The 12,548-nt window shown below is 56.8% G+C and carries 8 protein-coding genes; 7 read left to right on the forward strand and 1 reads right to left on the reverse strand.

Annotated elements, in window-relative coordinates; all coding sequences use genetic code 11:
- Positions 1–86: 86 nt before the first annotated feature.
- On the reverse strand, positions 87–3,884 hold the full coding sequence (locus AAAH10_RS00715) for a YhdP family protein (protein ID WP_343559505.1): 3,798 nt from the start codon (positions 3,882–3,884) through the stop codon (positions 87–89).
- Positions 3,885–4,080: 196 nt separating this feature from the next.
- Between AAAH10_RS00715 and AAAH10_RS00720 the strand changes: the two genes are divergently transcribed.
- The 7 genes from AAAH10_RS00720 to AAAH10_RS00750 all read left to right on the forward strand — a co-directional run bounded on the left by AAAH10_RS00720 (position 4,081) and on the right by AAAH10_RS00750 (position 12,493).
- Positions 4,081–7,062, forward strand: coding sequence for a bifunctional [glutamine synthetase] adenylyltransferase/[glutamine synthetase]-adenylyl-L-tyrosine phosphorylase (locus AAAH10_RS00720; protein WP_343559508.1), 2,982 nt, complete (start codon positions 4,081–4,083; stop codon positions 7,060–7,062).
- Between the two features lie 88 nt (positions 7,063–7,150).
- Positions 7,151–7,801 (forward strand): PAS domain-containing protein, encoded by a 651-nt coding sequence (locus AAAH10_RS00725; protein ID WP_343559511.1) that lies wholly within the window; start codon positions 7,151–7,153, stop codon positions 7,799–7,801.
- A 108-nt stretch (positions 7,802–7,909) separates the two neighbouring features.
- The gene (gene bcp / locus AAAH10_RS00730) at positions 7,910–8,383 is read left to right on the forward strand and encodes a thioredoxin-dependent thiol peroxidase (protein WP_343559513.1); all 474 of its coding nucleotides are present in this window, start codon (positions 7,910–7,912) and stop codon (positions 8,381–8,383) included.
- 34 nt (positions 8,384–8,417) lie between these two features.
- Positions 8,418–9,350 (forward strand): DMT family transporter, encoded by a 933-nt coding sequence (locus AAAH10_RS00735; RefSeq protein ID WP_343559514.1) that lies wholly within the window; start codon positions 8,418–8,420, stop codon positions 9,348–9,350.
- 40 nt (positions 9,351–9,390) lie between these two features.
- On the forward strand, positions 9,391–10,317 hold the full coding sequence (locus AAAH10_RS00740; RefSeq protein WP_343559517.1) for a ferritin-like domain-containing protein: 927 nt from the start codon (positions 9,391–9,393) through the stop codon (positions 10,315–10,317).
- 249 nt (positions 10,318–10,566) lie between these two features.
- Positions 10,567–11,460, forward strand: a complete 894-nt coding sequence (locus AAAH10_RS00745) for an MBL fold metallo-hydrolase (protein ID WP_343559519.1) — start codon at positions 10,567–10,569, stop codon at positions 11,458–11,460.
- A 142-nt stretch (positions 11,461–11,602) separates the two neighbouring features.
- On the forward strand, positions 11,603–12,493 hold the full coding sequence (locus AAAH10_RS00750; RefSeq protein WP_343559521.1) for an AEC family transporter: 891 nt from the start codon (positions 11,603–11,605) through the stop codon (positions 12,491–12,493).
- The last annotated feature ends 55 nt before the right edge of the window (positions 12,494–12,548 follow it).

Below are 12,548 nucleotides of genomic sequence, written 5' to 3' on the forward strand. Positions count from 1 at the left end.
CAGGCACAGATACCGATACAACAGAAAAGAGCGGTTCCTTTCCCGGAACCGCTCTTTTTTACATTCTTCAAGGAGAAAATTTCCTGCTATTGGAGGGCTTCCGACTGCTCTTCCTCGTCCTCGGTCACAACGCCCTGCTCGGGGACATCCTCGGCTCCCTTCGGAAGGATCCGTCTCAAAAAGCCCGGTGTCAGTCCTGACAGGGGATTGATTGACACATCAGGATCACTGGTGCTGCCGCGAACCGAATAGTTGAAAGCAACAATGCCTCCCCCGTCGCCACCGGTCAGGATCTGTCCCAGGATCGGAATTCCTCCCAGGAAACGGTTCAGGGTGTAGGCAGGCACAATTGTGCCAACCATATCAAGGTGAGAGGAATTGCTGTCAATCCATCCCTTCCCTGTCAATCCGAGACCGGAGCTGTACAGGCGCAGGTCCTCGCTGACGAACACACCGTTCTTGAGGGTAAAGTCGCCTTCAAGGTTTTCGAAGAGAACGCCTTCCCCGGAGAGGGCATTCAAAGGTCCCGTCAGGGACGCGAAGCTCAGAAGCTTTGCCAGAATGGGAGCATCCACAAAACGGAGACTTTCTCCCTCAAGGCGTCCTGTCAGCGGAATATCCCGGTGCCATGACTGGGCCTGACCATGCACGCGAAGCGTCCCGCCCTGCACGGAATCAAGGACATCAACCGACCTCAAAAAACCGCCGAGGTCCCTTGTTTCAAGAGAAAGCCTCTGAACGCCCTGCTCATCAGGCTGATACCTCAGAACAATTCCCGGAGGAGGCGCGTTTTCAAGCTCTTCAGCCTTTCGCGCAGCTTCCTCCTCTTTTTGTTTCTGTCTTTGCTCGGCAACAACATCATCCTTGTCCGGGTTCTTCACCACCGTCGTATTCTGTACGGCCCCGGTACTTCTGGAACGGAAGGTTTCAGGAATCAGGGCCTTCACCCCGAGCCTCTTCCAGCCTTCGGCAGTGTTGTCGAAATCCAGCGAGACATTTTCCAGCCAGCGTTCCTCACCCAGAATGACCCTGTCCAGCGCAGCCGCCTGCAAAACAAAGGGAGGTGTCGGTTCATCATCGACAGCTTCAGGCGGAGCGCTGTTTTCAGTCAGGGGAACCGTGGCTTCATCCCTTTCAGCAACAACCGGCGACTGAGTCGTCTGGCTGGCCCCGTCAAGTTCCTGTTCAAGTTCCTTCAACTGATCCTTTTCATCACCGATAAAAGGCCTGGCATCCAGCACACCGCCGCCAATGGTGATCACGGGACGCAGTTCCTGCCCGTTTTCAAAGGGTTCAAAAACAACCCCGACAGCCTCCAGCTCGGTTGTCCCGAGGGCAAGCCTGTCAAAGAAGGCAGAGCGTATTGCGTCATTTTCGAGTACCAGTTGCCCTTCGGCATTCAGGTCATCAGCAGAGACAACGGCCTTGTCGATACTTTTCAGCTCTCCGTCATCAAAGCGCAGAGAAGCCTGAACCGTTGCCGGCACGCCCTGTTCCTTTTGCCAGGCCAAAGGAGCAATACCGAGGTGGGCTTCCTTCAGGTTTGCTGCGACAGAGGCCTGCCCAATTCCTCCCGGAAACTGCTCATAAAGCAGGTTCGCAGACAGGGGACCTTCAACCCAGGGCGCGGTCTCCAGCTCAACCAGCGTCTTCAGATCGGCACTGTCAATCTTCGGGATACCGACCTTGAGCGTTGTCGTGGGCTGATCCGTCGGGAGATCAACAAAGCTCTCGTTCCACTGGATATCCATGGGATGGCCTTCAAGCAGGACAGGGCCTGTCACCACCATACCATCCTGTGTCACATCCAGCTTCAGCGTCCCGTCCGTTGCATTGTGCTCCCGGAAGATATTCTCGAAGGCAGCATTGGTCAGATCCGCAGAAGCCATAACCTTGATATCCTCCAGCAGCAGATCCTGCAAAAGAGGGAAGGAGAAATCGACAGCAACAAGGGCCTTACCCCCTGTCTGATCCGGTTTCAGGCCGAGCTTGGAAATCAGTCCCAGCGGTTTCTGGTCAAGAACCTTCAGGGCCGTTGGAACCGGTCCTTCCAGAGACGTCTGGATATCGATGCTTTCCTGACCGATATCCAGCCCCTTGATATCAATCGTGCTGGGATGGACCTTCATATCCAGAAGCGTTCCACCGTCGGCAAAAAGTGTCAGGCCCTTTTCATGAACAACGGCACTTCCCGCAACATTTCTGACAGGAGGCAGCGGGCGGAAATAATGAACATCCAGTCCCTCGTATTCAATGGCTCCCTCCAGAGAGGAAATCTCGAGCACCTGTGTTTCCAGCGCGTGAACAAGTCTGGCCAGTCCACCTTCCGGAACGGGCTGTTCCTTCGGTTCAGACTCGGTCTTCCCGGCATTGTCCGGGCTTTCCGGGTTTGCCTCTGTTTCCGTCTCAGATGGTGCATCAGCGTTCTGCCCGGTCCCTGTCTCCCCGGCCTTGAGAACCAGTTTGATCGAGGCTTCCTTCGCCATTCCGCTCCGGATGTTCCGGGTCACCCACTCGCGGGCATTGTCACCCAGTGCAGCAGGCCAGTAGAGTTCCAGATCATTGACCGGCATCTCCAGAACGCGAGCCCCCAGCAAGACATTCGTTTGTCCGGACCAGTCAGAGATATTTCCTGCCACAGCAAGCTTTGGTCCGGGTTTACTAAACGTACCGAAATTGATCGCAAAATTGTCCAGAACCAGACGCTCGCTTTCCGGAGCATAGCTTCCCTTCAGCAAAAGAGCGGATACCGGAAGGGGAGCGACATCAAGCTCCTGAATTCCCAGACTGCCCTCTCCGCCGGAAATCTCGAAACGCGTCCGGCCGATTTCCCCATCCAGATTAAGCGAACTGACAAGGCTCAGTGAAAGCGGAAGGTCAAACTGCTCCAGATTGACACTCGCCGGCATCAGTCGGGCCAGACGGGCCGGCCTCAATCCGCGGCTCTCCAAAGCCAAGTCAATAACATCAAGAGACCGGTCGAAGACAAAGGCTCCTTCAACCAGAACAGGCTCAAAGGCTGTCTCTTTCTTCCCGGTTTCGGCAGCAGCCCCGCCTGATGTAACCTCATCATCGGAAAGATCGACCGCGAACCTCAAATCACCAGCCAGACCAAGGGTATCCCGGCGGACAGAAATGTCTGCACGCGGCGCAAAGAACGTAATCCCCTGCTCCCGGTCATCAAACTTGATCGTCGCAGAGCGAATGGAAATCTCGTTGAGGTAGGAAAGCGGGTTGTCGGGACTGCGCTCTTCAAGCAGAGCCATCATTGCACCCAGAACCGCGCTTTCACGTTTGGCTCCACCGTCATCGGTCGACGCCTGTTCCCCATTGCCGGTTTCAGTGGTTTCCGCTTCATTCGGGGACGGATCTCCACTGGCGATCTCAAGTTCTTCCTCCGCCTCCGGCAGCTCGGCACCAACAGCCTCTGCCAGATCGGCGGCACTCACCTGTCCCTCTCCATTACCTGCACCGGACGGCAAGAGCTCCTCAATCACAAAGTTCCCGTTTTCCAGACGGACGATGCTCAACTGTGGTCCGATGATCTGAATGACAGTCGGAACGATTTGTCCGCGAAGGGCCAGGGGTACATCCAGCTCAATTCCCATGAGAGGAACAGCAGCAACGACATCACCCTGTTTGTTGAGAATACGCGCATCCTCAACCCGCAGGGCAATGGAGCGGTCTTCGGCAACCCAGGCCAGCAGGGTGTTCCCGACATCAAGGTGCAGGCCGCGCTCACGATTCACCAGCGCCTTTTCCAGATAGGGCGTTACAAAATCCAGATAGACAGGCCCGGCACTCAGGCGCCAGACGAGCACACCGATTGTAACCGCTGCCACCATCAGCAATCCGGCCAAAATTTCCAGCGAAATTCGCGTCACTTTCCGCATCACCTTGCCAGTGACCTTTCCAACATTATCACCCAATCAAAGCAGATATCCTTGACATCCACCCACTGTTATAATCCTGAATAGGAACAGAGTTCCATTCATATAACCCGACTTGCAGGGGCTTGACCATTGCAATCAGCACCGGAAGCCGGGATGCTTCCCCATCAACGAAAGGCAAACCTTTTCCATGACTTGTGGTTTTTCCGTCTCAGAACAGGATCTGCCAAAGATACCAGAAGAATGGCAAAAACTGCCTTCTGCCACTCACTGGCTTGAACATCTGGACAGGCTCCAGGAGCCGGAACTGCAATCCGCACTGAAAAGCCGGTCGGAAACCAGCCCGTCCCGGGAACTCATTGCCAGCGCCCTGTGCCACAGTCCCTACCTGAGCCAGTGCATGCTGCGCCACACAGCCTTTGTGCACGAACTCCTTCGGGACGGGCCAGACAAAAGTCTCACAAGTCTTTGTGAAAGGCTCCTTGAACAAACCGCATTCGAAACCTCCACCCCGTCTGTTCAGGAGCAACTCAGGCACGCCAAGCAACAGGCCGCGCTGACCATCGCCCTCGCAGACCTGTCAAGAGATTGGGACGATTGTAAAATCGTCAAGGCCCTTTCGGATTTTGCCAACACATCAATCCGGGCCGCCCTCAGACATCTGCTGCTGGTCCAGCACAATCGCGGCAACCTTGTTTTGCACAATCCCGGGGATCCGGAGGATGATTGCGGCTATGTGATTCTTGCCATGGGAAAACTGGGCGCTGATGAACTGAATTATTCCTCTGATATTGATCTGATTGTTCTTTTTGATCCTGCAAAATGTGATTACCGCCACGACAGGGGGCCGCAGGAAGGCTATGTCAGAATCACGCGGGATCTCGTCCGGCTTCTGAATGATCGCACCAAGGACGGGTATGTTTTCAGAACAGACCTCAGGCTCCGTCCGGATCCCGGCGCAACCCCCATTGCCCTCTCCTACAATGCCGCTCTCAGCTACTATGAATCCCTGGGATTGAACTGGGAGCGTGCGGCCATGATCAAGGCACGCCCTGTTGCCGGGGACATTGAACTCGGCAAGAGCTTTCTCTCGGAAATTCGTCCCTTCGTCTGGCGCAAGCATCTGGACTTTGCTGCCATTGATGACATTCACGCCATCAAACGCCAGATCAATGCGCACAAGGGCGGGCATTCCATCAAACTGCCGGGGCACAACATCAAGCTGGGCAGAGGCGGCATCCGGGAAGTCGAGTTTTTTGCCCAAACCCAGCAGCTGATCTGGGGAGGCCGCGATCAGGACCTGAGATCATCCCGAACTGTCGAGTCTCTCAGGGCACTGACTGACAAGGGCAAGATCACAGCCGAAGTCTGTCAGGACATGGAACGCTCCTACTGGTTCCTGCGCCGCCTTGAAAACAGGCTGCAGATGATTGATGACCAGCAAACCCAGATCATGCCAGAGACAGAGGAAAAACTGGAAGCCATTGCCGCCTTTATGGGATATGCGAGCCTGCCCCTTTTTGAAGAGGAGCTTCTGGGACATCTCCAGCGTGTCGAATACCATTATGACCGCCTCTTTGAAGAGGAACAGACAGCAGAACCGGAACAGAGAGAAGAATCCCTGCCCAAGCTCGTGTTCGCAGGCTCCGATCCCACACCGCAAATTCTCGAAGATCTCACAGGGCTTGGCTTTGAGGACCCTGAACGCGCCTTCGGGATTGTCACGAACTGGAAGGCAGGCCGACACAGGGCTGTCCGTTCCAACCGCAGCAGAAACCTGATCAACCAGCTTCTGCCAACCCTGATGATCGCCTTCAGAAACAGCGGCCACCCCGATCAGGCGCTGCTTCAGTTTGACACCTTCCTGTCCACTCTTCCGACCGGGGTTCAGCTCTTTGCCATGCTTCAGGCCAATCCGAACCTCCTCGACCTGCTTGCGGAGATCATGGGCACAGCCCCCGAACTGGCCAGAACGCTCGGGCAGAACCCGAACCTTCTGGAAGCCGTACTGACCGGAAGCTTCTTTGCCCCCCTGCCCAACAAGGATTTCCTGAGACAAAGCCTGCAAAAAGCCCTGAACGAAGCGCGGGACTATCAGGACATTCTGGACATCACCCGCAGGTGGACAAAGGATTTCAAGTTCCAGGTCGGAGTCCAGATCCTGCGGGACACCTGCGATGTTCCGGAAGGCAACCGCGCCCTGAGCGACCTTGCCGAGGTTATTCTCGAAACACTCCTTCCCCATGTGGAACAGGACTTTGCAAGACGACACGGCATCGTTCCGGGGACGTCCTTTGCCATCGTTGCAATGGGGAAACTCGGCAGCCGGGAGATGACACCGACTTCCGACCTTGACCTCATCTGCCTCTATGATCGCGGACAGACCGAAGGCTTCCAGCAATCGGACGGAGACAAGCCTCTGGATATCAATCAGTATTTCATCCGGCTGACGCAGAGGGTCATCAACGCCATCACAGCCATGACACCGGAAGGAACACTTTACGAAATCGATATGCGGCTGCGCCCGTCCGGAACGGCAGGCCCCCTGGCCATCTCCCTTGAGGCCTTTGAGGAATACCAGAGTTCACAGGCCTGGACCTGGGAGCACATGGCCCTGACGCGCGCCAGGCCCATCGCAGGGCCTGAAGCCTTTCTGGAGCAGATCAGAACTGCCGTACAGAACCGCCTCTGCTCGCCGAGGGACAACCAAAAGCTTCAGCAGGATGTTCTGGACATGCGCAAAAGGCTGCATCAGGAAAAAGCGCCCAGAGGTCCACTGGACTGCAAGGCCATTCCCGGCGGGTTGACCGATCTGGAATTTCTGGCCCAGTTCCTCCAGTTGCTTGAAGCCCCCGGGAACGGTGCAATACTGCGCAAGAACACCTTTGCCGTCTTTGAAACGGCGGCAGAACTCGGACTGCTTTCAGGCGAGCAGGGGCAACAGGTCGCGCTGCAGCTGGACCAGCTCCAGCGTTTGCAGCGTCTGCTTCGATTGACCTCAGGAGGCTTTTCCCAACCGGAAGAGCTTTCAGAGGCAACCAGGGAACGTGCCCTGAAAATCTTCGGGGCCTCGACAACGGACGAGATGCTGCAGGTCATTGCCCGGAACAGCACGCGCATCCACACCCTGTTTGCGGAAAGGATCGGGGACTACAGCACAAAAGACGCCTGAAGATTCGCTATTAACTATATGGGAACCTTGCAATAGGATACTATCAGGGAACAAAGGGTATCAAAAAACAGCAAAGATCCGGGCATCCATGTACAGTCTCTCTTCGGTAAAGGCACTTTCCATTGAGGAACACATTCATCCTCTCTGGCAAAAGCTGGTGAATGACGAACGGATTCTGGAAGAGGAGCGAGAACCGGACTGGGCCAGTCTGGTTCGGGAAATCGTTACCCTGCAAGGCGGACACACCGCCAGCACATCCGATCCGGACAACGGACTGATCAGCACACTGGATGTCCGGCTGCGCGCCATTTACTGCTACTGGAATTTCCTTCGCGGCAACGCTCTGTGTCCCGCACGGGAACGCTTCAGCCCTGCTGCCGTCACCTTTGCTCTGGGTCGGGTCAACATGCTGGATGTCCACCGGAACCAGGATGGCAAGGAGTACCGTTTTCTCTATCGTCTCTTTGGTTCGAACATGGCGGTTATCGAAGGCCGGGATCTGACGGGACACTGGGTGGACGAGACCACCAACCCGGAATACATGTCGATGCTGGAAGATCACTACAGCCATGCCGTGGAACACTGTGAGGCAACCCTCTACGAGATCAAGGGTGTCTTTGACAGAAAACGCTATGATTACCAGCGCGTGATCCTGCCCTTCTGTAGTGGACAACCTGTTGTCACACACCTCCTTGTCTGCTCTTTCCCCAATCACAATATCAATCCGGATGACACCTGATCCAAACCGGATCGGGAGCATTTGACGTAACAGGGAAACCTGTGCCAAAGCTCAGGGGATCGTTTTCAACAGGACCCTTTTTGTTCTCTCTACACGCAAGGACTTGCCATGAGCGCTGAACTGCCACACGTCGGCTCTGCCGCGCCCGATTTCACTGCCCCCGTTTCGGCGGAGGAAAACCTCACCCTGTCCGACCTTAAAGGTCAGACCGTTGTGCTCTATTTCTATCCGAAGGACAGCACGCCGGGCTGCACGACAGAAGCCTGCGATTTTCGCGACAACATCGCCCGCCTGACCAGTCTGAATGTCAAGGTCATCGGTGTTTCCAAGGACAGCCTGAAACGCCACAGCAACTTTGCCACCAAACACGAGCTGCCCTTCCCTCTGGTCTCCGACGAGAACACCACAATCTGCGAGGACTACGGTGTCTGGAAGGAAAAATCCATGTACGGCAAGACATTCATGGGGATCGAGCGCACCACCCTGCTGATCGACGATCAGGGGATTGTGCGCCAGGTCTGGCCCAAGGTGAAGGTCAAGGGGCACGTCGACGACGTCATTGCAGCTGTCGAAGCCCTTTAAAGCGGCCCGGTAACCAGACAGGATCAGCAGAACAATGTCGGCAGACCAGCAGGAAGAAAGCAACAGCGCGCACAACTCTGCAACCATGCAGGGGCTGGCCTTCCTGTTGATTTGCCCTCTGCTGATGAGCAGCAATGCCATTTCCGCCAAGGTCCTCGCGCACGAGGTTCCGCCCTCGACCCTGGCTCTCGGACGGTGGCTGCTTTCGGCCCTGATCCTTCTGCCTTTCGTCTGGCGCCCGCTCAGGGACAAGGCTTCAACAGTCCTCAGGCAGGAGTGGAAGGCCCTGCTTGTTCTGGGCGCGACCGGCATGGGCGTTTGCGGCGCCTTTGTCTACAAGGGGGCAGAGACCACAACCGCCACCAATATCGGCCTGATCTATGCCTTTTCGCCGATTGCCATCATCGGCTTTGGTGCCCTGCTCTTCGGAGAGAGACTTGGCAAGCTGCAGGTTCTGGGCATTTTCTCGTCCTTTGCCGGGGTGCTTGCCATCCTCTCCAACGGCGCACTTGCCAACCTGACAGCGCTTGACTTCACATCGGGCGATCTCTGGATCGCGGCGGCCGCCGTGGGCTGGGCCGTCTATTCCCTGACCCTGCGTCACAGCCCTTCTGTTCTTGGACTGCTGCCCCGTTTTGCGGTGATCATGTTCTCCGGCGTTCTGGTGCTCCTGCCCTTCAGCCTGTGGGAACTGGCGCAAAGCCCGCAGTTGCCTTCCGTTGATGTTGCAATTCCGGCCTTTCTCTTTCTGGCACTCATTCCCTCCCTTGCCGCCTTCCTCACCTATGGGCGCGCGCAGGAACTACTGGGTTCCGGCCCGGCCTCACTGGTGATGTATCTGCTGCCGCTCTACAATGTTCTGGTGGCCTGGCTGCTGCTGGACGAACAGCTGGAACCTCATCACGTCCTCGGGGCGGGCCTGATTTTGCCGGGTCTCTATCTTGCCAGTCGCAGGAAAAAGGCCTAGCTTGCGCCGAACTGTTTCACGCAAGAGGACGACACGAGCCATGTCAGACGCACAGCCCGCCAACAGCTTTGACAGCCAGACCGACAAGGCCAGACGCTGGGCGCGTGACAACTTCACGGCTGACGAACTCTCTGCCCTTTTCACTGAAGAAACCCCGAGACCGGAGCTTCCGGACACACTGGCAGAGGCCGCGGTTCAGGCGCTCAACACCGCCAATTCAAAAGAAAAGGCACGTCTGTCCCTGCTGATTGCCAAACACTGGCAGGAGAACGGCTTTGCGGAGGTCGGAACAGCCATGCCTGCGGATGAGCCTGCCCGCGAGGCAGAGCCTGAACTGGTACCCCCTGCAAAGGTTCCCCGCCGCAAGATCAACCGTTCCGTTGCCGGACGCACAGCCCTGCTCCACGCGCTCTGTCATATCGAGCTTCATGCCATCAACCTCTGCTGGGATATCATTGCGCGCTTCACGGCGATCCCCATGCCCAAAGGCTTCTATGACGACTGGGTCGGCATTGCCGAAGACGAAGCCCGCCACCACCTGATGCTTTGCGAGCGGCTGGAGGAACTCGGCTCCCGCTACGGAGCCATGGCGGCACACGACGGACTATGGCAGGCAGCAGATGTCACCAAGGCCGACCTCAAGGCGCGCCTTGCCATTGTGCCAATGGTGCTGGAAGCCCGGGGACTGGATGTGACGCCGGGCATGATCGAAAAGCTCCAGGCAGCCGAGGATTTCAATTCCTCTGCCCGACTGGACATCATCTATGACGAGGAAATCACCCACGTGGCCCGCGGCAAACGCTGGTTTGAACTGCTGTGCGAGCGCGAGGGCACCGAGCCGATCGAGACCTGGCAGAAGCTGGTGATGAAGTATTTCCGTGGCAGCGTGAAGTCTCCCTTCAATATCGAGGGCCGCGACCTCGCCAACTTCCCGATTGATTTCTACGGACCGATTGCCGATCTCTGAAACCGGATCGCTCCCCGCCCTGTTTGCTCTGCCCTCCTCATCCGAAGACCGGACAAGAGCAAACTGTTCTTCCTCCCGGCAAAACAGACCTCTTTTCAGGAACCTCCGGCGCAAAAGGCGGAAAAAGTGAGAGCTTCCGCACGGTTCACAAAGCCCCTGACAACAATGTGAGCCACAAACAGGCTTTCTGGAACGGCCCGAATGCCTATATGATAGGAAGAAATGAACAGCAAAAGGGTCAAGATGCTCATGAGCGAAGCGCAGCGCTATCCCGTTGATCTGTCTGTCCGGCCGGAGGTTCAGGGCTTCTTTGACGAGGCCACCAACACCATCAGCTATATCGTCAGGGACCCCCGTTCAACCTCCTGTGCGATCATCGACAGCGTCATGGACATCGACTACGCCGCCGGACGCATCACCCACGAACACGCCGATGCCATGATCGACTGGATTACAGAGCGCGATCTGACCCTGGAATGGATTATCGAAACTCACGTTCATGCAGACCACCTCAGCGCAGCCCCCTATCTGCAGGACAGACTGGGTGGCAAGATCGGCATCGGCTCCGGCATCATGGTGGTCCAGAACACCTTTGGTAAAATCTTCAACGAGGGCACGGATTTCCAGCGCGACGGCTCCCAGTTTGACGCCCTGTTCGAGGACGGGGACCGCTACACCATCGGCAGCCTGCAGGCCCTGACGCTCTACACACCGGGACACACACCGGCCTGTATGGTCCATGTGATCGGTAATGCGGCCTTTGTCGGGGATACGCTTTTCATGCCGGATGGCGGCTCGGCCCGTGCCGACTTCCCCGGTGGCGATGCCGGTCAGCTCTATGACTCCATCCAGAAAATCCTGAACCTGCCCGATGAAACCCGCCTCTTCATGTGCCACGATTACGGCCCCAACGGGCGCGGGATCGCATGGGAAACCACCGTGGGCGACGAGCGCGAACACAACATCCACGTCGGCGGCGGCAAAACCCGCGAGGAGTTCATCGCCTTTCGCACCGAACGCGACGCACAGCTCGCCATGCCCAAGCTGATCATCCCCTCCCTGCAGGTCAACATGCGCGCCGGCGAAGTCCCCACCGACGAGAAAGGCAACCCGGTGCTGAAGGTGCCGATTAACGGGTTGTGAGAGATACAGAGTATCCGTGAGAAGGAAGCGAGCAAATTCAGGACAAAGTCAATAACGCCATAGACGACACAAAGATGTTCGCATAGCTTTAGGCTGATAACACCTGCACAAGACTGACTGCTCCTCTTCTCTCGAACCTGCCATGATCTTCATCCTCATCTATCTCGCCATTGGCCTCCTGCTGGGCAACAGTCCCAGGAATCAGGACGGACAGATGGCGAAGGCTCTGGCGACCTTTGCGATCAATGTCGCTCTGCCTGCGCTGATCCTCAAACACCTCCACGCCATTCCGCTGGACAGCTCTGCGGTTCTGCCGATGGTGGCCCCCTTTCTGGTCTTTTTCTCAGCCTTCGTGCTGGTGCTGGGGCTGTGGAAAACGGGTCGGCTGGACAGGGGAACAGCGGGCTGTCTGGTGCTGGTCTGCGGGACAGGCAACACCTCGATTGTGGGCATTCCGCTGATCGAAGCCTTTTACGGTGCAGAGGCGACGGGCTACACCGTTATCTTTGATCAGGCGAACTTTATCGTCATGACTGTTCTCGGGCTGCTCGCTGCAAACTACTTTTCGGCTGACCCCAAAGACGAACAGAGCATTTTCAGGAAGATCGTCACCTACCCGCCCATGGTGGCAACCCTTGCGGCTCTGGCGCTGCGTCCCGTCGACTTTCCACTCTGGCTGGATGAAGGACTGACCACGCTGGGCTCCACGCTGACGCCCCTTGCCATTGTCTCGGTCGGAGCAAGCCTGCGGATCAGGGAAGTCGCCGGAGAGCGAAAGATGATTGCCCTCGGCCTGACAGGCAAGCTCCTGCTGGTACCGCTGCTGGTCATGGTCCTGCTGCTGCCCCTTGTGAACGACAGCAACAGCCTCGCCTATCAGGTGTCTGTTTTGCAGGCCGGTATGCCGCCCATGATTGTTGCCGGAATTATCGCCATGGAAAAGAACCTCAACCCCGTGCTGTCCTCCGCCCTGATCAGCCTCGGCATCCCCGTTTCCTTTGTCACTGTCTATCTCTTCACCCTGTTGCTGTGACCCTGAACTTGTCTGTGCTGTAAGGCACAGGGGAAAAGAAATTACAGCCCTGCCA

It is taken from the genome of Carbonatibacter coralli, from assembly GCF_039592655.1.
GTDB classification, from domain to species: domain Bacteria; phylum Pseudomonadota; class Alphaproteobacteria; order Kiloniellales; family Kiloniellaceae; genus Carbonatibacter; species Carbonatibacter coralli.